This window comes from Nocardiopsis quinghaiensis (genome assembly GCF_008638365.1).
GTDB lineage: Bacteria > Actinomycetota > Actinomycetes > Streptosporangiales > Streptosporangiaceae > Nocardiopsis > Nocardiopsis quinghaiensis.
In genome coordinates this window covers 23,879-45,195 of the sequence record NZ_VWVU01000016.1, presented here as the reverse complement: position 1 = coordinate 45,195, position 21,317 = coordinate 23,879, and the positions used below count along the sequence as shown (strand labels likewise).

The following is a 21,317-nucleotide window of genomic DNA, read 5'->3' as shown; positions in this document are numbered from 1 at the left end:
GTGCGGTGGGGCATCCTGGGCCATCCTCCCCCCTCCCCCACCGAAAGGGCCAGCCCCAGAACAAAGCGGCAGCGAATTTCGGACCGCCACTACAAGTCGCAAAACAGAATAAATCACAGAGTAAGGAAAATACTGAAAACAATATCTTTACAGAGGATCATGATCATCTTCACCTGTAGGACCTGGTATCGCCCGGAAGGTACCCGTTTCCGGGACAGCGTGGCCTCGGGCGTGTGGGGTCACAGGTGCTGTCACTACCTACTGTTACAGGTGATGTCACGAAAGGCTGACACACCTGTTCCCACTGGGCATCATGTTGCTCGGGCCGGGTCCGCCGGACCGGTACCCGCCACGCGCCTCAGGATGAGAAAAGACACTCATTCCTGCATGCACAAAAAAGCCCGCCCCCAGGGGGACGGGCGGCGGGCACGGCCGCTGCGGTCAGACCTTGCGCCACTTCGGGACCCAGGCGCCGTCCTGCACCTCGTAGTCGCCGAAGAGCGCCGGGGCCTCCTCCCGGAGGGCCTCGCCGATGCGGTGGAACAGCAGGCGGATCTCCTCCTCGGCGCCGGGCGCGGTACGCGCCTCCAGGGTGTGGCGCAGGGTGCGCACGTTGGCGGTCCACACCAGGCCGGTCGCCACGCCCTCGGGGGCGAAGCGGCGCATGAACGAGGTCTTGTGCTTCTTCTCGGCGAACTTCACGCCCTCGTCGTCCAGGCCGAAGTGGTCGGCCATCCAGAGCTGGAACTCCTCCATCTGCTGGAGCATCGCGGTGGCGCGCTCCATCAGCTCCGGGTCCTCCTCGGCCCAGTCGGGGAACCAGAACGGCAGGTCGCTCAGGCGCACGAAGCGCAGGGACTCCTGGGAGACGGCCACACCCGGGCGGTGCCGGATGAGCTCGTGGGTCAGTACGCGGGACACGTTGTGCAGGACGAAGCTGAAGCTGATGTGTTCCAGGACCGAGCCGTGCAGACTGGCCAGGAGGTTGCCGAGATAGGCGTCCTGGTCCTTGCGCACCCGGGTGACGTTGGGGTTCAGACCCGGCTCCCAGGAGCGGTAGCACAGACGCCCGGCGAACTCGGCGAGGTTCTGCGGGTCGTTGAGGTGGGCGTCGAGCTCACCGCGGTCGAACCTCTCCAGCCACGCCTCTCCACCGACCTCCTTGAGGTAGTCGGTGATGGCGTCGTAGTCCACCTGCGGACGCGCCACCAGACGGACCTGCGGCTCGACCCTCTTCACAGCATGCCTCCCGTTCGTGATCCCCGCTCCCCGAACGCACGCCGAACAGCCGTGACCAGGGGTTCCGGGGCACGGGAGCGTGATGGGGGCGGGGGCTGACCAGCCTCACACGAGGGTACACGGGGCCGGCTCCGGTCAGCCTGGGGGCCGAGCAGGGGATGAGGGCCGGGCCCCCGCCGGATCACTCCGGTCGGGGGCCCGGTCCGCGTTCGGTGTCGTCCGTCGCGTTTTCCGCCTGTGATGTCACCGGTGGAGAAGGGCTCACAGGCTAGAAACCGTAGAAGTAGCCAGGAGCGATGAAGAGTCCGACGACAATGGCGATGATGCCCCAGAGCATCTGCCCTCGCAGCACTCCGAGGACGCCGGCGACGATGAGGATGATTCCGAGGATCGTAAGCAAAATACCCATATACAACCACTGTCCCGTAACGGATTGATCAAACTTTTCGGTGGGCCGTCTTTGCGGAAAGAAGTCCCACCGCAGGTGAGAGGCCGTGTACGGGGCACCGGAACAGTCCGCGAGGCACGGGCGCGGGGTCCGCGCGTGGGAAGCACCGCGCGCGGACCCCTCCTCCGAGGGGCGGGCCGACCCGTCTCAGCCGCGGGCCAGGCGCAGGGCCCGTGCCACGACGCCCTCGCCGACGGCGGCGGTGAGGATCGACTCGGGGTGGAACTGGACCGCGTACCACCGCGCGGCCGGGTCCTCGACCGCCATCACGACGGGCTCCTCGCCCGCCTCGCCGTCCAGGACGGCGGTGACCCCGAAGCGCTTCACCAGGTCGGGGACGGTGTAGGTGGAGTGGTAGCGGGCCGCCGGGAAGACGTCGCCGCCGCCCAACCCGGCGAGGAGTTCGCCGCCGGCCACCCGGACACGGCCGGGCTTGCCGTGCACCGGCTCGTCCAGGGTGCGCAGCTCTCCCCCGGCGTGCTCTACCATTCCCTGCAGCCCCAGGCACACCCCGAACACCGGCAGGCGGCGGGCGGCGAGCTCGTCCAACAGGGCCGACATCCCGAAGTCCGCGGGCAGGCCGGGGCCGGGTGAGAGGACCACCAGGTCGGGGGCGAGCCGGTCGAGCAGGGAGGCGTCGAACCCGTAGCGGACGGTGGTCACCTCGGCCCCGTGGCGGCGTACGTAGTCGGCGAGGGTGTTGACGAAGGAGTCCTCGTGGTCCACCAGCAGCACCCTCATGCCCTGGCCGGGGAGTTCCGCGGCCGGGGCGGCCTCGTCGGCGGGGACCGCGTCGGCCTCCTCCGACTCTCCGATCCGCTCTCCCAGGGCGAGGGTCTCCAGCAGGGCGCGCGCCTTGAGGAAGGTCTCCTTCTCCTCGGCCTCGGGGTCGGAGTCGTAGAGCAGGGTGGCACCCGCCCGTACGGCGGCCACTCCGTCACGGATGTGAGCGGTGCGCAGGGTGAGGCCGGTGTTCATGGAACCGTCGAAGTTCAGGACACCGACGGCACCGCCGTACCAGCGGCGGGGGCTGGTCTCGTTCTGCTCGATGAACCGCATCGCCCAGGTCTTGGGCGCGCCCGTGACGGTCACCGCCCACATGTGGGTGAGGAAGGCGTCCAGTGCGTCGAACTCGCGGCGCAGGGTGCCCTCGATGTGGTCGACGGTGTGGATCAGGCGCGAGTACATCTCGATCTGGCGGCGTCCGATCACCCGGACGCTGCCCGGCTCGCACACGCGGGACTTGTCGTTGCGGTCCACGTCGGTGCACATGGTCAGCTCGGACTTCTCCTTGACCGAGGAGAGCAGCTCCTGGATGTTCTCGGCGTCGCCCAGGGCGTCCTCGCCGCGTCGGATGGTGCCCGAGATCGGGCAGGTCTCGACTCTCTGCCCGGTGCCGGGCTCGCCGCTGACCCGGACGAACATCTCCGGTGAGGCGCCGACCAGGTACTCGCCCTCGCCGAGGTTGAAGAAGAACTCGTAGGGGGCGGGGTTGCGGTCGCGCAGCAGCTCGTAGAAGCGGGCGGGCGAGGAGCAGCGGGCGTAGGTACGGTGTCCGGGCACGACCTCGAACAGGTCGCCGCGGCGGAACTTCTCCTTGGCCCTGGCCACGACGCGCGCGTAGGAGCCGGGCTCGGGCCCCTCGGGCACCTCGGTGGCGACCACGGGCGGGGTGAGCCCGGTCTCGCGCGGCAGGCCGCGGGTGGTGGCCTCGGCGCGGTCCCCGTCGGCGGCGACGGTGAAGTCGTAGGTGTAGCGCACGCACGTCTCACGCTTGCGGTCGCGGACGATGACGGCGTCGGGCAGGTGCAGGACCAGGTCGCGGTCGTCGGGATCGCGGTCGATGTGCTGCTCGATGGGCTCGAACTGGAAGGCGAGGTCGTAGCCGAAGGCGCCGTACAGGCCCAGGTTGGTGTCCTCGGGGCTGTGCAGGGCGGCCAGGACGGCGCGCAGGGCGGTGAAGACGCTGGGGCGGCGGCTGCGCTCCTCCTCCGTGAAGAACGTTCCGGGGTCGGGCTCGGGGACGGTGACGGCGACGCGGCCGTGTCCGAGGTCGGCCATGGTGCTGCCGGGGTCGGGGACTCCGACGGAGTACAGGGCCTCGGCCAGGACGGGCAGCAGGACGCGGCCGCGGTCGTTGAGGGCGGTGGCGGTGACGGCGCGCCCGCGCGTGGTGATCTCCAGGCAGGGGTCGACGTAGCCCAGGTGCCAGCGGTCGTAGCGGCCCGGATACTCCATGCCGGAGGAGAGGACACCGCCGCGTCGGTACTCGACCGAGCGGACGAGTTCGGTGAGGACCTCGGGGTCACAGGGGGTCGCGCTGCGGTGGACGGTCACGCCGCCCTGGGTGCGGTACGTGGTGGTCTGTGCGTCGCTGGGGTTCACGGCCGGTCCTTTGGCACTGTGGTCGGTCGGGGTGGGTCACACCGTCCGGGGCCGTGAAAACAGGAAACGACCGCCGGTCCGGGGCGGTCGCCGCATGGGTATGCGCACTCGGAGCACCGCCTAGGGGCGGCGCCACCACTGGGCCTGGGTGGTCGTGTGTCGCATACGCATGAGTGTAGCGGGTGCGACGGGCTCTGGGGAGGGAAGCACCGCATAGTGTTCCCCCGAACACGCACCCGCTCCGCGGGAGGGCCGGGTCCCCGGGCAGGATGACGGCGCCGAACCACCGCACGGCCCGCGGAGAGTCCGGGGCGTTCGCGCGGGGGCACGATGCCGTGTTAGGCTGCAGAGCTCACTGTCGCTTTTCGGACTAATCACAAAAAACCCAGCATGCGGAGCATAGCAAGCAGATGGATTTCTGTCAAGTGGACGCCGAAGAGGCGTCGTCAGCCGCCCTGGCTGTGGAACAGACCCGGGTCAGCGCGATGTACGAGCGCCTGGACGCCCTGCGCGCGCACACCGCCGACCAGCTCGCCACCGCCCACATGCAGGAGCGCGGAGGTTTCGCGGCCCTCGTGGAACGCGAGACGCGTTCCTACGAGCAGGCCCGCCGCCAGGCCCAGCTCGGGTCGGTCGAGGAAGGGCTGTGCTTCGGCCGGATCGACCTGGTCCCGGAGGAGGGGAACGCCTCCGGGGAGGGACCCGAGACCCGCTACGTGGGCCGGATCGGACTGCGCGACGCCGAGTACGGGACCATCCTCGTGGACTGGCGGGCTCCGGCCGCCCGCCCCTTCTACGCCGCCACCCCCGGTGACCCGCACGGGATCACCCGCCGCCGCCACCTGCGGGTACGCCGCCGCAGGGTGGTCGGGCTCGACGACGATGTGTTCGACCCCGGCGGTCTGACCGACACCGACCGCCGGCAGCTGGTCGGCGAGGCGGCGCTGCTCGCGTCGCTGCACCAGGGACGGACCGGGCGCATGGGCGACATCGTCGCCACCATCCAGACCGAGCAGGACCGGGTCATCCGTGCCCGGATGGCCGGGGTCCTGGTGGTCCAGGGCGGTCCCGGCACCGGCAAGACCGTCGCGGCCCTGCACCGGGCCGCCTATCTTCTCTACACCCACCGCAACGTGCTGGAGCGGCGCGGGGTGCTGGTGGTGGGCCCCAACCCGGCGTTCCTGCGCTATGTCAGCGACGTGCTGCCCGCTCTCGGGGAGACCGACGTGGTCATGCGCACGGTCGGGGAGCTGTTCCCGGGGGTGACGGCCTCCGCGCACGATCCGCACGCCACCGCCGCGGTGAAGAGCTCGCTGGGAATGGTCGACCTGCTGCACGCGGCCGTGGCCGACCGCCAGCGCACGCCCGAGGAGGCCCTCGGCGGTGAGGACCTGCTCGTGGAGACCGACGCTGGCGTACTCACCGTGTCCGGCGCGCTGTGCGAGCACGTGCTGCGGACCGCGCGGGGTCTGCGCCTGTCGCACAACATCGCACGCAAGTACGTGGTGAACACCCTGCTCGGGGAGCTGGCGCGGTCCGAGTCGACACTCCTGGGCCGTCCCGTGGCCGAGGAGGACCTGTCCTTCTCGGGTGAGCGGCTCTGGCACGAGGAGCCTGTGCGGGAGGCGCTGGACGGTCTGTGGCCGTACCTGACTCCGCGGCGGCTGCTGCGCGAGCTGTTCGCCGACCCCGCGGCGCTGGAGCGGGTCGGGGCCCGGGCCGGAATCGGTGCCGAGGCGTGTGCGGCCCTGGCCCGCTCCCCCGAGTCGCCGTGGACCGTGGAGGACGTTCCGCTGCTGGACGAGGCCGCCGAGCTGCTGGGGCACGACGACAGTGCCGAGCGTGCGCGGGAGCGCCGTGCCGAGGCCGAGCGGGACGAGGAGGAGCGGTACGCGCAGGGAGTGCTGGAGTTCACCGGGCTGTTCGAGGACCAGATGATGGACGCCGCCGGTCTGGCGGCCCGGCACCGCGACACCGGGCCCGCGCGCACCACCGCCGACCGGGCGGGCTCGGACCGGGAGTGGACCTACGGGCACGTGATCGTGGACGAGGCCCAGGAGCTGTCGCCGATGGCGTGGCGCACGGTGATGCGCCGGGTGCCGACGCGGTCGTTGACCGTGGTGGGCGACGTGGCCCAGACCGGCAGTGCGTCGGGGACGCGGTCGTGGTTGACCGCGCTGGATCCGTACGCACGGGGCAAGGTGCACGTGGAGCGGCTGCGGGTGAACTACCGGACCCCGGCGCCGATCATGGCGGTGGCCGCCGACGTCTTGCGCGAGGCGGCACCGGACGAGGAGGTGCCCGAATCGGTGCGCGGGGAGGGTGACCCGCCGCGCGCGGTGCGGCTGTCGTCGCTGGAGGGGGAGCTGTCCGCGCTGGTCGACGGGGAGGTCCGGACGATCGGCGCGGGCAGGGTCGCGGTGGTCACCGCCGACCGGCACGTGGACACGGTGGCGGCGGCGCTGCCCACGGCCGCCCGTCCGGGGGCGGGCGGTTCGGGTACGGGCCGGGACGCCCTGGAGGAGACGGTGGTGGTCCTGACCGCGACCGAGGCCAAGGGGCTGGAGTTCGACTCGGTGGTGGTCGTGGAGCCGGACGCGCTGCTGGCGCAGCCGCGCGGCGCCAACGACCTGTACGTGGCGGTCACGCGCGCCACGCGCCGGCTGACGGTCGCGCACACCGGGGAGCTGCCGGACGTACTGGGCCGCCTGGCCTGAGGGCGGGCTCGGGACGCGCGGAGTGCGTCGCCGGCCACCGCCCGGCGTCCGGTGGGCCGCGGGATCAGAAGGGCCACCAGGAGGCGCCGGTGATCCTGCTCCCCAGCAACCCGAGCAGGTCCGTGGTGCCCAGGCCGAGGCGGGCGCCCGCCTCCAGGCCGGTGGCGAGGACGGCGACCAGGAGGATCAGCACCAGGGCTGGGGAGGGCCGGCGGCGGGGGCGGGGCGCCTCGGGAGCGTCACCGTCCTCGCCCGGTCCCTCCAGCCAGGGGCGGTCCAGCCGGGCGACCTCGCGTCGCAACTCCTGCACCTCCGCGTGGTAGTGGTCGCGTTCCTCACGAACGCGCTGGAGTTCGGCGCGTTCGGCTCTGACGGCGGCGCGGGCGTCGATGACGTCGACGCGCGCGCCCTCCGGTCCGTGCCTGGAGTGCCAGCGCTCCAGCCGGGACAGGGGCAGGTCGACGTACTGGGTGGGCCAGTTGCCGTCGGAGCCGTCATCCCCGAGGAGCTCACCGGGCCCGGGTTCGGTCTCGGCCGCGTAGTCGCGCGTCGCCTCCGTCGCGGTGTCGGTTCCGCCCGCACCGCCCGGCCCGGTTCCGGGGCCCACCGGCAGGGGCGGTGCGTCGGCGGGCGTCCGCTCCTCGGGGCCGTCCGTGAGGTCGGGGCCCCGCGGCGGTTCGGGAGCCTCGTGCGGACGGTCCGGCGGCGCCGGGGCCGTGGAGGATGCCGCGACGGTCCACTCATCCTGGGACCGGGGCGGTTCCTGGGGTTCAAGGGACTCCGGGGGTGGCTCCGGGGTCCTGTCCAGGCTGGCTGGTCCACCCGTTCCGAAGGTGTCCTGGGACGGCACGGGAGGGACTTCCGCGTCCTGCGGCTCCGGCGCCTCCTCCTGGAGCTCCGGAGCCTCCTCCCGGAGGTCCGCCGGGGCGTCCGGGACGATGTGCGGTTTGCGGGGTTCCCGCGCCCCCCAGGGCTCGGGGGCCTCGAAGATCCGGGGAGGTCCGGAGGGGTCCAGGCCCGGTCCGGGCACGTCCTCCGGGCCCCCGGGGTCCGGATCCTCCGGAAGGGGCTCGGGTTCGGGGACGGCCTCGGGCCAGAGCGCCTCGTCGTCCTCGTACGGCGATCCGTACGTCGCGGATCCCCCGCCCCCGGGCCGCTCCGTCGAGCCGGACGCCCTCTCCTCGGCGATCCCCTTCAGCGAGCGCTGGCCGCCGGGCACGTGCGCGGCGGCACCGGCCGCGGACACGGGCGGGGGCCCGGCGTCCTCCGCTCCGGTGCGGCCCGGGAAGAGGCGGGGTCCGGAGGGCGGCCGCGGCCCCGTCTCCTCCTCCCCGGGCTCCTCCGCCTCGGGCAGGTCGGAAAGGGGCGCCCCGGCGGGGGGATCCTCTTCGTCGGGCAGCCGTTCGGGGGTGGGGACACCGTCGGCGGAGCGGGGCCGGGGGTCGAGCCAGTCGCGGATCAGGGCGCGGCGGTCGGCGAAGGTCGGGGCGCCGGGCACCCCGCGCTCCCTCAGGTGCTCGGTGAGCGCGTCCCCGCCCTCCTCCCGCAGGACGGTCACGAGTCCCTCGGCGACCTTCCGGTAGTCGGAGGCGGGAGGGGTGAGGAAGGGCGCGGGGGTGCCCGGGACCGGTGGGCCGAAGGCCAGGTGCTGTCCCCCGGCGGTGCCCAGCACCGGATCGTAGGTGGAGAACGACCAGCTCCACCCGGCCGCCGGGATGGCGCGGGGCGGGGTGAGCACGTCGTGCAGCACCCGGTGCACGCCCCACAGGAAACGCAGCTGCACCGCCTGCCACAGGTCGGCGCGCTCGGGGGCCAGGGCGATGTGGATCGGCAGGTCGGGGCGGTACAGGGCGGCGGCCACGGCGCCGACCAGGACCGGCTCGTCCTCGACGGTGGTCTCGGCCGCGCGCCTGTCGCGGGTGCGCACGGCCCCGGGTGCCGCGGTGCGCTCCCAGGGCTCGGGCACGGGCAGGGTGTCCATGGTCGCCCAGCCGGGCACCGGTGGCCGGCGCTCTGCGGGACGGGTGTTGGGGTTCTCGTGCAGGGACAGCACGCGCGGCAGGGCGAGGCCGTACGCCGGTCCCACGATGGCCCAGGCGTGTGCGGACCGGACGTCGCCGGGCCACCGGTAGACCAGGGCGGCCTGCCCGTCGGGGTAGGCGCGGGCCCAGAGGGTCTCGGGGTAGTCGGCGGGATCGCTGTCGGGCAGCGCGGACCGGTAGTCGGCGGTGAGCGCGGGGACGAGGCGGTCACGCCAGGAGCGCAGCACGGGCTGCTCGGACTCGGGGAGGGAGGAGGCGGCCGGTCCGGGGCCGACACGGCCGAGGAGGGTGGGCTCGGCCCAGGCGAAGTGGATCTGGTGGTACGTGCTCTCCGGCAAGTCGCCCCTCCCACGGGTTCGCGGACCGAGGCGGCGCGGCCGCTCCGCCGCCACTAGGAAGGTATCCGGTCAAAGCATCGTAAAACCGTGTGTTCTTACATATGGAGGGTGTTGTGCGTGGTTTGTCCGAAACCCACCGCCCCGGCCGGACGCGCCCGCTGTTCCCGGCCGGGCGCCGACGGCCGTACCGCTACACGCCGCGCCGGACGGTCCTCACGCCGAACACGACCGCGCAGACCACGAGCACGGCCCCCAGGAGCTGGAGGCCCGGCGAGTCGTCGGCCTCCCCGTGCACGACGCCGACGACACCGATCGCGACGGTGAGGACCGCGGCGACGACGAGGAGGTACTTCATGGGGGTTCCCTTCCAGGGGCCGGGCCCGCCGCCGGTCGTGCCGGCGAGCGAGTCAACGCGGTCGGTGCGTTCGGTGCGCGGTACGCCGTGGTGGTTCGTCCCCCGATCCCTCGAACAGGTCACCGGACCGCCACTCGACATCCGCGAACGCCTATCGATCATCGTCTGTAATCTATCGAATTTCAATAGATCCAGCGGCTCCGGCTGGGCCGTCCCGCCGTTCGGCCGTGCCGCCCGCGCGCTGGGGAGCGTTCCGGCGCGGGCCCGTCCTACCTACCCGGCCCGCGTGGCGGGGAGCGCGTTCCCCCGCCACGCGAGCGGATCCGGCCCGTCCACGCGCTATCCGGCCCCGTCCAGGCGCTGCCACTGCTCCTTGTCGAGCACCAGGTCGGTGGCCTCGATCGCCTCGTTCAACTGCTCCAGGGAACTCACCCCCACCAGCGGCACCACGCTCGGGTCGCTGTCCATCAGCCAGGAGAGCACGACCTGGTTGCGGGTGGCCCCGGTCTCCCGGGCGACCTCGTCCAGGACGGCCAGGCGGGCGGGAGTGCCCGGGTGGTCGTAGGCCTCGTCCAGTTCGGCGGCCTTCTCCGGGCGGGTGTAGGCACCCCACAGCAGAGGGGTGTAGGCCACCAGCGTGTGTTCCCGGCCCTCGGCGGCCTCGGACCGGACGAAGTCGAGCAGCTCGGGGGTGACGTGCATGTGCCCCATGGACCGCAGCGGCACGTCGAACCGGGGCTGCAGGTAGCTGTACCGGTACTGCAGCACACGGGGACGCGGCCAGCCCCGGGCCTCGGTGACGGCGCGGGCCCGCTCCAGGTTCCACGTGCGGTGGTTGCTCAGGCCCACGTGCTCGACGGCGCCCTCGCCGACGAGCCCGGCGAAGGCGTCCAGGGTCTCGGACAGCGGGGTCTCGCGGTCCTCCTGGTGGGCGTAGAGCACGTCCAGGCGGTCCACGCCCAGACGCCGGCGGCTGCGCTCCGCGGCCGTCGCCACGGCCTCGGCGGACAGGCCCTCCTTGGTCTCCAGGCCGGTGCCGGGCACGGTGGGCTGCGCGCCGAGCTTGGTGGCGATCACGACCTCGTCGGTGATCCCCCGCTCGCGGCGCCACCGGCCCAGGAAGGTCTCGCTCTCGTGTCCCTCGAAGCCCTCCACCCAGAACTGGTAGCAGTCGGCGGTGTCCACGAAGGTGCCCCCGGCCTCCACGAAGCGGTCGAGTATGGCGGCGGAGGTGGCGTCGTCGGTCTCGCTGCCGAACTTCATCGCGCCCAGGCACAGGGCGCTGACCCGGCGGTCGCCGATGGTGGTGTAACGCATCAGGAGGTCTCCTCGACCGTCTCGGGGGTTCGTCGCTCGGCGAACACGCCCAGGTAGTAGTCGATCTTGTGCTGGATCACGGTCTGGCACTGGCGCATCTCGGCGATGCGCTCGTCCAGCCGGCGCTGGTGGCCCTGGAGCACGTCCAGGCGTGAGGGGATGGTGTGCTCGCCCTCGCGGACGAGTTCGGCGAAGTCGCGCAGCCGTGCGATGGGCATGTCGGTGTCGCGCAGGCACCGGATCATGTTGAGCAGTTCGACGTCGTCGGCGCGGTAGCGGCGGTGCCCGCTGGGAGCGCGGTCCACCCGGCGGAGCAGACCCGCCTTCTCGTAGTAGCGCAAGGTGTCCAGAGTGAGACCGAAGCGCTCGGCGACCTCACCCGGGGTGTAGTAGTCCCTCATGAGAAGAAGCATGGGACCTGGAGCGCACTCCAGGTCAAGTGGGGCGGAGGAAAAGCCCTCAGCCGCCGCTGCCGCGGATGGCGCCGACCACCGCGTCGGTGAGGTCGTCGATGATCTCCTCCTCGCCGACCTCGGGGTGCTCCAGCCACCACTCCCCCGCCGCCTGCACCATGCCCACGACGGCGTGCGCGACGATCTGGGAGCGCGGGCGGTCGCCGATGCGCAGTTCCGCGACGAGCTGGTCAGCGAGCTCCTCGCCCAGGCGGCGGACCATCATGCCCAGGTCGCTGCGGGTGCGCGAGTCCTCGGAGGTGGCCCGGTCCATGAGGAACCGGTAGAGGTTGAGGTTCTGGGAGATCATCGACAGGTAGGCGCCGACCGTGGCCCGGGCGCGCACCTCGAACCCGGTGTGCTGGTGCAGCTCCTCCCGGATGCGCTCGATGAGCGGGTCCACGTGGCGCCGGGCCAGCGCCCGGTACAGGCCGCCCTTGTCGCCGAAGTGCCGGTACAGGATCGGCTTGCTGATCCCGGCCTCGGCCGCGATGGCCAGCATCGACGCGTCCGGGCCGTCACGCTGGATCACCCTGTCGGCGGCGTCCAGGATGGCGCGGCGCCGCTCGGGGTCGCGCCCGCGTCCGCCCCGTCCCCCGCGCGTGGGGGGAACCCCCGGCACAGGCGTGCCGGGGGTGTCGCTGCTGTCGGTCAGAGCGGTCTGCCGCGTGCGTTCGAAGGCCACAAGGGATCACCGTAGCGGTTCGGCGCCGCGGGGGCGGCGGATCAGGTCCGGAGCGCGATCCAGGTGGCCCCGGCCAGGGCCAGGAGACGGCCCTCGGCGTCGTAGAGGGCGCTGCCGGTGCGGATCTTGCGGCCCTCGACCGACTCCAGGTGGCCCATCACCACGTGGGTGTCCCCGATCCGGGGCGCCCGGTCGACGCGGACGGTGATCCTGCCGAGGAGGGCGGGGCGGCCGACCACGTCGCTGGACCAGCCGCCGGGGCAGTCCAGGGCGGCCCACACCTGGGCGAGGCCGACGGTGCCGGAGCCCTCGTCCAGGGCGGGGTGCGGGGTCCAGGTGCAGGCGACGGTGTTGCCCACCGAGTCGGGGCCGGCGCCCGGGCGCACGGATCCGGCGAACAGGCGCAGGCCGTCGCCCTCGGCGCGTTCGGGGCCGCAGCTGTAGCAGCGCGGGAAGGGGTGGGCGGTCAGGCCCGGATAGCGGCTCTCGGCCTCCTCGGCCTCGGGCACCCCGACCGGGCCGCCGGGGACGCCAGGGTTCCCAGGAGTGTCCGGGAGTTCGGTGACCGTCGCCTCGGCGACCAGCCGGGCGCCTTCCTCGGCGGCGGGATCGGTCAGGTTGAGCGCGCCGCCGGGCCCGTCCTCCACCGTCAGCGTGTGGTCCAGGGGCGGTGGAACGCGCAGGGTGACCTGGACGGCGGGCCCGCCGACCGCGGTGAGCCGTGCGGCGAGCAGGCCCGCGGTGTAGCCGCCGTTGCCCGAGCCGTCGGGGCCGTTGTAGCCGGTGGGGATGGTGATGGTGGGGGCTCCGTTGCCCATGGTGGCGTTCATGCCGCCAGGGTAGAGGTCGGATGTTCGGATCGGCGAGGGCGGTTGCCGGACCTGTCCGGCGCTCCGCCGTTCAGGACCGGACGGCAGGTGCTCCGGCGCCTCCGACCAGGCACGGGACGCGGTGCGGTCACCCTCGTGCCCGCCGGCCTCCTCGGCTCCACGGCCGCGGCGACCGGGTCAACCAGCGTTCGAAGGTTCTCCGGTACCGGTGTCACGGGTGTCGTCGTCCGGGTCCTCGGGGCTGAGGAAGAAGGCGCCCAGCGCACCGGCCAGCGAGGCGAACACGACCACCGAGTAGACGGCCAGGGCCACCTCCAGGCTCTGGGCGAACGCGTCGTCGGCGGTCAGCGGCTCCCCCGCCACGGTCGCCAGGGCGGCGTCGTGCAGGGCACTCGCGTAGTCATCGTAGGAACCCAGGATGTACAGGAGCTGGCTGGAGCCCAGGACCACGATCGCGGTGACCACCGCCAGCCAGGTGATGCGGCCCGACAGCAGGCGCGAGGCCGACCGCGATCCCCGGATCGCCGCCGAGAGCACCCCGCCGACCCGCGCCGTGCGCAACAGGGTGAGGGCCCGGGCGAAACGCAGGAAGGGCAGGGCGAGGAAGAGGACCTGCCACCAGTTGCGCCTCCAGAAGAGGCGCTGGTCGCGCGCGACGTAGGCGCGCAGCGCGAACTCGGCCACGAAGAGCAGCCACAGCAGCCAGGACAGCCAGGACAGCGCGGTGACCACCGAGGGCTCCGTCGCCAGGGCCTGGCCGAGGACGACGAGGACGAAGAGCAGGCCGAGCGCGCCCATCGGCTTGTCCAGCCAGCGGGCCAGGGCCTCCGCGGCCTCCACGCCGCGCCGCGCCTCCAGCGGAGGCCGCGGTCCGGTAGATGTGCTCATGGATGACCACTACCCGTGACCCGTGGCCGGTCACCGGGCCCCGTGGTGCGCGGCGGTTCCGCCGACCGCGTTTCCGAGCCACGCCGCCTGGCGGTGTGACATGCCGCTGACGGCGTAATACGTTCTTTGTCCCGTCGGAGAGGCCACACTGTACTGCGTTGGTCACGGTCGTGCCCGGGGACGGTGTGCGCGGGCCGTGTGCGTGGGTCTTCGAGCAGATCCGGCGGGACCACCGACCGGGCCCGGCGCTTCGGGACGGGCGCTCGCACGGCGGTACCGGACCTCGTGGAACACGGCAGTCACGGTGCCGGCGCCTTCCGGTGCCGGCGAAGCGGAGGAAGCCGCCGCAGAGACCGACCGCCGCGCCCGCGTTTCACGGTCCGGCGGCCACGTCGACGGAAGGACCGGGGGTGGGGCGATGAGCGACACCGACTGGCCGCTGGAGACCGGCTTGTTGCGCGCGGTGTTCGACAGCCTGGGTGCGGGGATGTTCGTCACCGACGCCGAGGGCCGGCTCACCGCCTCCAATCCCTTCGCGCAGCGGATCCTCGACCGGTCCCAGGAGCAGATGCTGGGCCTCGACCTCCATGGTCTGCTGCACCGCGACGCGGACGGGAACGAGGTTCCACGGGAGGAGTGCCCCGCCCTGGCCGTGCTCGGGAGCGGTCAGCCGGCCGAGGGAAGCGACGAGTTCTACCTGCGGGGGGACGGCACGCTTGTCCCCGTCATCTGGGCGGCCACCCCGCTCCAGCACGGAGGGGACCTGGACGGCCTGGTCATCGTCTTCCACGACTTCAAGCGGCACCGCGACGCCGTCGAACAGACCGCGGCGCACCTGGCGGCCCTGGAGGAGTTGACCGGCAGGCTGAGTATGGTGGCGGAGGTCTCCGGACTCCTCGTCTCCACCCTGGACACCTCCGAGATGCTGGACAAACTGGTCCGACTGCTGGTGCCGGAACTGGGTGACTGGGCGGTGGTCGACCTGATCCCGGCCGGGCGGACGGAGGAGCTCCAGCGCATCGCCGTACACGCCCTCGGCGACCGCGGTACGGCCGAGTCTCTGAAGGGTCCGCTGCCGCCACCGCCGCGCACCTCCCGTACGGCACTGGCGCGCGCCCTGTACAGCGTCCAGCCCCTCATGCTCGACGCACGGGCCCTGGCCCGCGAATCGGACGAGCCGCTCGCCCGGGCGCACCGGCAGCTGTTCGACCGCCTGGGCGGGCACTCCGCCGTGGTGGTGCCGCTGTACACCCGCAGACAGGTCCTCGGTGCGTTGACCGTGGCCCGGACCGGGCAGCGGTCCGCCTACACCGACGCCGAGTTCCTCGTACTGAGCGACATCGCACAGCGTGCCGGACTGGTGATGGAGAGCATCCAGCTCTTCGAGCGGCAACGCGGCTTCGCCGAAACCATGCAGCGCCAGCTCCTGACCCCCCTGCCGCAGGTCGACCACCTCGAGCTCGCCGCCCGCTACCAGCCCGCGCAGCAGAGCGCGGAGGTCGGCGGGGACTGGTACGACGCGTTCCTCCTCGCCGACGGTGTGATGACCCTGGTCATCGGTGACGTGGTCGGCCACGACCTCCAGGCCGCCGCGCACATGGCCGAGGTCCGCAACATGCTGCGCGCCCTGGCCTGGGACCGGCAGGAGCCTCCCAGCCTCATCATGCGGCGGCTGGACGAGGCCATGACCAACACCAGCGACGCCCCCATGGCCACCGCCGTCCTCGCCCGCCTTGAGGGCCCCGAGGGCGGTCCCTGGCACCTGCACTGGGTCAACGCCGGACATCCCCCGCCGCTGCTCGTCACCGCCGACGGCCACACCCGCTACCTGGAGGGCGGCCACGGTCCCCTCCTCGGTATGAGCGCCACCCTGCACATGGGCCTGGACTGGCCCGACGCCCGCGAGGAGATCCCCGCGCGGTCCACCCTGCTGCTGTACACCGACGGCCTCATCGAGAGCCGCGACCGGCCCATCGACACGGGCATGGCCAGCCTGCGCCGCCACGCCGCCGCCCTGGCACACCATGACCTGGAGGACTTCCTCGACGAGCTCCTCGCCCGTATCAAACCCAGCGGCGACGACGTCGCCCTGCTCGCCCTGCGCCTTCCGCCAGCGGGCGCGGGCGCCGACGGCGACACGCGGCCGTCCCCGCAGCAGCACGCGCACAGCCCCGCCGCCGTCGGCCGGGGGGCTCCCGGCTCGCGCGTCGAGAACACCCCGGTCGGGGACACCTCCGAAGAGGCGTAGGCCCCGCGGCGGCACCCGCCCCGGCGGAGACGCGGGAGCCGGTGGCGGTCAGCGCACCGGCAGCCCGGTGACGGCCCGGCCGATGATGAGCCTCTGGATCTCGCTGGCGCCCTCGAAGATCGTGAAGATCGTCGCGTCGCGGTGCCAGCGCTCCACCGGGTACTCCCTCGTGTACCCGTTGCCCCCGAGGATGCGCACGGCGTTCTGGGTGACGAACGTGGCGGTCTCGCTGGCGTAGAGCTTACTCATGGAGCCTTCGGCGTTGTCGAAGTCCTTGCCGTTGCGGGCCATCCACGCGGCGCGCCACACCAGCAGGCGGGCGGCGTCGATGCGGGTGGCCATGTCGGCCAGGGTGAAGGCCACGCCCTGGTTGTCCCCGATCGGGCGACCGAACTGCTCGCGCTGGACGGAGTAGTCGCGGGCGTACTCGTAGGCGGCGCGGGCACAGCCGACCGCCATCGCCCCGACGCTCGGACGGGAGGCCTCGAAGGTCCTCATCGCGGCCTGGCCCTTGGAGCGCTTGCCCTCGCGGACGCGGGCGAGGCGCTCGTCGAGCTTCTCCTTGCCGCCCAGCAGGCAGGCCCCGGGGACCCGCACGTCGTCCAGGACGACCTCGGCGGTGTGCGAGGCGCGGATCCCGTGCTTGGCGAACTTCTGCCCCTGGCTGAGTCCGGGAGTGCCCGGCGGCACGATGAACGTGGCCTGTCCACGGGAGCCGAACCCGGGCTCCACGGAGGCGACGACCACGTGGACGTCGGCGATGCCGCCGTTGGTGGCCCAGGTCTTGGTGCCGTTGAGCACCCACTCGTCCCTGGCCTCGTCGTAGACGGCGCGGGTGCGGATCGCCGAGACGTCGCTGCCCGCGTCGGGCTCGGAGGAGCAGAACGCGCCGAGCTTGACGTCGTCGGCGGTGCCGAACATCTGCGGCACCCACTCGAAGAGCTGTTCCTGGGTCCCGTTGGAGGCCACGGCCACGGCCGCCAGCCCGGTCCCGGTGATGGACAGGGCGATGCCCGGGTCGCCCCAGTACAGCTCCTCGAAGGCGACGGGGATACCGACGCCGCTGGGCTCCAGCCACTGGTTGGCGAAGAAGTCGAGGGAGTACAGACCGATCTTGGCGGCCTCCTGGATGATCGGCCAAGGGGTCTCCTCCCGCTCGTCCCACTCGGCGGCAGCGGGGCGGATGACGTCGGCGGCGAACCCGTGGGCCCAGTCCCGGACATCGCGGACGTCCTCGCTCAGTTCCAGGCTGAAGGCGGGCGCGGCGGCCTCACTCATACGTTTACATCCTTTGTCGGGCCCCTCCGGGGGGAGAGGGAACTGCCAGCGTGTGTTACCAACGGTAACACTTGGGGTCTCCCGCCACAACGTCGCGTTTCCACACGGAGGGCCGGGGTGCGCGCACCCCGGCCCCTCGCGGTTCGTCCGGCTCAGTCGAGGGCGTGCTTCTCCAGGAAGGTGTAGACGTCGTGCTCGTCCACACCCGGGAAGGTGCCCGAGGGAAGCGCCGAGAGCACGTGCGAGTGCGCCCGGGCCGACGGCCACACGTTGCCCTCCCAGCGGGCGGCCAGATCCGCGGGCGGACGCACGCAGCACTCTCCGCCCGGGCAGTTGGACTTGGTGCGGTTGGTGGTCTCGCGCCCCCGGAACCAGCGCGACTCCTTGTAGGGCACGCCCAGGGTGATGGCGAAGTTGCGCTCGCGGCTGGGGTCCACGTGGGCCACGCACCAGTGGGTGCCGTTGGGCTTGTCCGTGTACTGGTAGTAGATCGAGTAGCGGTCCGGCGAGGCGAAGACCTGGCGCCCCGACCACTGGCGGCACATGCGCTGACCCTCGATGGCCCCGGTCTCGTCGGTGGGAAAGACCAGGCCGTCGTTCTCGTAGGCCTTGTAGATGATGCCGGTCTCGTCGTTGCGGATGAAGTGGCAGACCAGGTCCAGGTGGCGGTTGGCCAGGTTGGTGAAACGGTGCGCGGCCATCTCGTAGGAGACCGAGTACACGTCGCGCAGGTCCTCCACCGACAGGTCGCGCTCCTGCTTGGCCTCCTGCAGGTAGCGCACCGCGGTGGACTCGGGGATCAGGACGGCGGCGGCGAAGTAGTTGGCCTCCACCCGCTGGCGCAGGAAGTCGCCGAAGTCTCGCGGCTGGTTGTGGCCCAGCGCCACGTGGCCCAGGGTCTGCAGGAGGATCGTGCGCGGGCTGTGCATGCCCAGCGTGGTCTCGCGCTTGAGGTAGATACGCCGGTTGACGTGGTCGGTGAGGGAGCGCACCGAGCGGGGCAGGTCCTGCACGTACCTGAGGGAGAACCCGTGGTGGGTGGCGATGGCGAGGATCTGCCCCTGGGACAGCGCCCCCGCGGTGTAGTTGACGGCGTTGAGGGTCTCGGCCGCCGCCTTCTCGATGTCCTCGAAGTAGTTGCCGCGCTCGCGCATCTGGCGTCGCAGGTCGGCGTTGGCCCGGCGGGCCTCCTCGGGGGTGGCCGCGGGCTTGGCGCTGCGTCGCTTGAGCTCGCCGTACAGGCCCACGATGTGTTCGAGCACGTCGTTGGGGACGCGCTTGCCCACTCTCAGGTGGGGCAGGTCCAGCTTCTGGTAGAGGGCGTCGCGCTGGGCCTCCTCCACGGAGATCTCCAGCTGCGCGCGCCGGCTCGGGGGCTGCTTGGACAGCAGCTCCTCGACCGAGACGCTGAGGGCCGAGGCCAGGGACGTGAGCAGGGAGAGCTTGGGCTCACGCTTGCCGTTCTCCAGCAGGGAGAGCTGGGAGGGGGCCCTGCCCACGCGTTCTCCCAGGTCAGAGAGGGTAAGGCCGCGTGCGCGCCGCAGATGCCGGAGCCGCTGGCCAAAGGTGACGAGATCTAGGTCACCTGTCAAAGACGGTATTTCTTCAGTACCAAAGTACGCCATGGCTTCATGGTACGGAAAGAATCAACGATCTTCACTAGATTTTGAGTGGAAAAGCCTTGGTTCTTGCCCAAGAATCGTAGTTACCGGCGGGGAACTTACCGCACAGGGCTCACCCCCTGGCTCTGGGCAGGACCTCTCTCGACCGGTGTGAACACCTTGGGGACTACACGTAAGGCGGGAACGAACATGGGCACCAGCGCTCGACGACAGGAAGCCAGCGCCGAACTCCAGCGCGACTGGGAGACCAACCCCCGGTGGGCCGGTATCGAGCGCACCTACTCCGCCGACGACGTGGTCAGGCTCCGCGGCTCGGTCACCGAGGAGCACACCCTGGCCCGTCGCGGCGCCGAGCGGCTGTGGGACCTGCTCCACACCGAGGACTACGTCAACAGCCTCGGCGCTCTCACCGGCAACCAGGCGGTCCAGCAGGTCCGCGCCGGCCTGAAGGCCATCTACCTCTCCGGTTGGCAGGTCGCAGCCGACGCCAACCTCTCCGGCAACACCTACCCGGACCAGAGCCTGTACCCGGCCAACTCGGTTCCGTCCGTGGTCCGCCGCATCAACAACGCGCTCATGCGCGCCGACCAGATCACCTGGGCCGAGGGCGACGACAGCGCTCCCGACTGGCTCGCCCCGATCGTCGCGGACGCCGAGGCCGGGTTCGGCGGCGTCCTCAACGCCTACGAGCTGATGCGGGGCATGATCGCCGCGGGCGCGGCCGGCGTGCACTGGGAGGACCAGCTGGCCTCCGAGAAGAAGTGCGGCCACCTGGGCGGCAAGGTCCTCATCCCCACCAGCCAGCACGTCAAGACCCTGAGCGCCGCCCGCCTGGCCGCGGACGTCGCCGGTGTCCCGTCCCTGGTCATCGCGCGGACCGACGCCCAGGCCGCGACCCTGATCACCAGCGACGTGGACGAGCGCGACCAGCCCTACATCACGGGCGAGCGCACCGCGGAGGGCTTCTACCGCTTCCGCAACGGCGTCGACGCCTGCGTGGCCCGCGGCCTGGCCTACGCCCCGCACTCCGACCTGCTCTGGATGGAGACCGGGACCCCCGACCTGGATGTCGCCCGCGACTTCGCCGAGCGCATCAAGGCCGAGTACCCGGACCAGATGCTGGCCTACAACTGCTCGCCGTCCTTCAACTGGAAGCGCCACCTGGACGACGCGACCATCGCGAAGTTCCAGCGCGAGCTGGGCCACATGGGCTACAAGTTCCAGTTCATCACCCTGGCGGGCTTCCACTCGCTCAACCACTCGATGTTCGACCTGGCCAAGGGCTACGCCCAGAACGGGATGACCTCGTACGTCGAGCTGCAGGAGGCCGAGTTCGCGTCCGAGGCCGCCGGCTACACCGCCACCCGCCACCAGCGCGAGGTCGGCACCGGCTACTTCGACGCCATCAGCACGACCATCTCCCCTGAGGGCAGCACCACGGCTCTCACCGGCTCCACCGAGGAAGACCAGTTCTCAGCGGCTCACTGACACTGGTCTTCGTTCCCAGGAGGCCGTTCCTCCCCGCTTTCGTGGCTGGGGCGGGGCGGGGCGGCCTCCGCCCCCTAGCCGTCGGCCATGCGCGTTCCGTGTCATACGCGCATGGCCGGCGGCTTCTCGCGTGCCGGAACCGGGAGGCGGGACGTGCCCCCACGGAGGGGCACGCCGCACGGGGGTCCGCCCCCGAGGAGGCACGGCCCCTGGCCACCGGACGGGGCGGGACCTAGGCTTGCGCCGCGCGGACCCGCGCACCCCCGAAGAACCGGAGGCATCCCCATGAGACTCCTCGAACCGCTCCCCTCCACCCTGGCCATGCTGCGTCGCGTGCTCGCCGTGGGCGCACTGGCCGCGTTCATGGCCCTGGGCACCTCCGCCTGCGAGGAGGTCATGCCGGAGATGGACACCGAACAGGGCGAGGACGAGGGCGGCGAGGACGAGGACGAGGGCGACGAGGACGACGACTGAGTTCCTGACACCGGGCGGGTCACCCCCGTGTACTCCTGGCAACGGAGGCGCGTCACGTCTAACGTGGTCCGCACATGGGTCACAGAAGAATAACGCCCGGCTCGCGCCGCTTCGAGGGGCGCGTGCTTCTCCGGACACGTGCCGCGAGACGGTCCGCGGCGCGGACCGGGGACGGCCCATGGCACCCGTCCACGAACCGATGGAGCCAGCAGTGAGGCTTGAGGGCATCAGCCAGAAGACCGTGACCACCATCCGCCGCGTACTCGCGGGCGGAGCGATCGCCGCCGTCGCGGTGTTCGGGAGCGCCGCCTGCGAGGACGAGGTGGACAACGGCGAGAGTGAGGCGCCGGCCGTGGAGGAACCGGGCGTGGAGGGCCTGGACGACGAATAGCGGCCCTCGCGTTCGGGCACGGCGCGCCGGGGCGGCGGTCGGACCCCTCGCCCCGGCGTGCCCCCGGCCCCGTGGTTCCCCGGTCACGCGCCCCGCCGGACAGCGCGTACATTGCATGGC

The 21,317-nt window shown here is 71.9% G+C and carries 17 protein-coding genes; 5 read left to right on the top strand and 12 right to left on the bottom strand.

The annotated features are described in order from the left end of the window. Positions 1 to 441 precede the first annotated feature (441 nt). From thyX to FYX01_RS18410, 3 genes are all read right to left on the bottom strand, one after another. Entirely contained in the window at positions 442 to 1,239 is a 798-nt protein-coding gene (gene thyX, locus FYX01_RS18415) for an FAD-dependent thymidylate synthase (RefSeq protein ID WP_150243056.1), read from the bottom strand. A gap of 268 nt (positions 1,240 to 1,507) precedes the next feature. Next, positions 1,508 to 1,648, bottom strand: coding sequence for a GPGG-motif small membrane protein (locus tag FYX01_RS26260; protein ID WP_170293681.1), 141 nt, complete (start codon positions 1,646 to 1,648; stop codon positions 1,508 to 1,510). A gap of 186 nt (positions 1,649 to 1,834) precedes the next feature. Beyond that, positions 1,835 to 4,072 (bottom strand): anthranilate synthase component I, encoded by a 2,238-nt coding sequence (locus FYX01_RS18410; RefSeq protein ID WP_150243054.1) that lies wholly within the window; start codon positions 4,070 to 4,072, stop codon positions 1,835 to 1,837. Positions 4,073 to 4,482: 410 nt separating this feature from the next. Here FYX01_RS18410 and FYX01_RS18405 point away from each other — a divergent pair, with 410 nt between their 5' ends. Continuing rightward, entirely contained in the window at positions 4,483 to 6,789 is a 2,307-nt protein-coding gene (locus FYX01_RS18405; RefSeq protein ID WP_150243052.1) for a HelD family protein, read from the top strand. 64 nt (positions 6,790 to 6,853) lie between these two features. Here the strand turns inward: FYX01_RS18405 and FYX01_RS18400 are convergent, their stop codons facing one another. The 7 genes from FYX01_RS18400 to FYX01_RS18375 all read right to left on the bottom strand — a co-directional run bounded on the left by FYX01_RS18400 (position 6,854) and on the right by FYX01_RS18375 (position 13,696). Further along, positions 6,854 to 9,169 (bottom strand): hypothetical protein, encoded by a 2,316-nt coding sequence (locus FYX01_RS18400; protein ID WP_150243050.1) that lies wholly within the window; start codon positions 9,167 to 9,169, stop codon positions 6,854 to 6,856. A gap of 190 nt (positions 9,170 to 9,359) precedes the next feature. Beyond that, a complete protein-coding gene (locus tag FYX01_RS26255) occupies positions 9,360 to 9,524 on the bottom strand; it encodes a hypothetical protein (protein ID WP_190394382.1) in 165 nt (54 codons plus the stop codon). 339 nt (positions 9,525 to 9,863) lie between these two features. Further along, positions 9,864 to 10,841, bottom strand: a complete 978-nt coding sequence (locus FYX01_RS18395; protein ID WP_150243047.1) for an aldo/keto reductase — start codon at positions 10,839 to 10,841, stop codon at positions 9,864 to 9,866. Beyond that, positions 10,841 to 11,242, bottom strand: a complete 402-nt coding sequence (locus FYX01_RS18390; RefSeq protein ID WP_150243043.1) for a MerR family transcriptional regulator — start codon at positions 11,240 to 11,242, stop codon at positions 10,841 to 10,843. The genes FYX01_RS18395 and FYX01_RS18390 overlap by 1 nt, the downstream gene beginning before the upstream one ends. Before the next feature lie 58 nt (positions 11,243 to 11,300). Beyond that, entirely contained in the window at positions 11,301 to 11,978 is a 678-nt protein-coding gene (locus FYX01_RS18385; protein ID WP_150243041.1) for a TetR/AcrR family transcriptional regulator, read from the bottom strand. Positions 11,979 to 12,019: 41 nt separating this feature from the next. After that, positions 12,020 to 12,808, bottom strand: a complete 789-nt coding sequence (locus FYX01_RS18380; protein ID WP_150243039.1) for a hypothetical protein — start codon at positions 12,806 to 12,808, stop codon at positions 12,020 to 12,022. A 177-nt stretch (positions 12,809 to 12,985) separates the two neighbouring features. After that, positions 12,986 to 13,696, bottom strand: coding sequence for a hypothetical protein (locus tag FYX01_RS18375; RefSeq protein ID WP_223830529.1), 711 nt, complete (start codon positions 13,694 to 13,696; stop codon positions 12,986 to 12,988). Positions 13,697 to 14,114: 418 nt separating this feature from the next. Here FYX01_RS18375 and FYX01_RS18370 point away from each other — a divergent pair, with 418 nt between their 5' ends. After that, positions 14,115 to 15,944 (top strand): SpoIIE family protein phosphatase, encoded by a 1,830-nt coding sequence (locus FYX01_RS18370; RefSeq protein ID WP_150243037.1) that lies wholly within the window; start codon positions 14,115 to 14,117, stop codon positions 15,942 to 15,944. Between the two features lie 48 nt (positions 15,945 to 15,992). Here the strand turns inward: FYX01_RS18370 and FYX01_RS18365 are convergent, their stop codons facing one another. Next, a complete protein-coding gene (locus FYX01_RS18365; RefSeq protein WP_150243036.1) occupies positions 15,993 to 17,222 on the bottom strand; it encodes an acyl-CoA dehydrogenase family protein in 1,230 nt (409 codons plus the stop codon). A 152-nt stretch (positions 17,223 to 17,374) separates the two neighbouring features. Beyond that, on the bottom strand, positions 17,375 to 18,814 hold the full coding sequence (locus FYX01_RS18360) for an XRE family transcriptional regulator (RefSeq protein ID WP_150243034.1): 1,440 nt from the start codon (positions 18,812 to 18,814) through the stop codon (positions 17,375 to 17,377). A gap of 219 nt (positions 18,815 to 19,033) precedes the next feature. On the opposite strand from FYX01_RS18360, the gene aceA reads away from it, so the two are divergent. The 3 genes from aceA (at position 19,034) to FYX01_RS18345 (ending at position 21,197) form a co-directional block, all read left to right on the top strand. Further along, on the top strand, positions 19,034 to 20,332 hold the full coding sequence (gene aceA / locus FYX01_RS18355; protein WP_150243032.1) for an isocitrate lyase: 1,299 nt from the start codon (positions 19,034 to 19,036) through the stop codon (positions 20,330 to 20,332). 285 nt (positions 20,333 to 20,617) lie between these two features. Further along, the gene (locus tag FYX01_RS18350) at positions 20,618 to 20,806 is read left to right on the top strand and encodes a DNA primase (protein ID WP_150243030.1); all 189 of its coding nucleotides are present in this window, start codon (positions 20,618 to 20,620) and stop codon (positions 20,804 to 20,806) included. A gap of 178 nt (positions 20,807 to 20,984) precedes the next feature. Beyond that, the gene (locus tag FYX01_RS18345) at positions 20,985 to 21,197 is read left to right on the top strand and encodes a hypothetical protein (RefSeq protein ID WP_223830528.1); all 213 of its coding nucleotides are present in this window, start codon (positions 20,985 to 20,987) and stop codon (positions 21,195 to 21,197) included. The last annotated feature ends 120 nt before the right edge of the window (positions 21,198 to 21,317 follow it).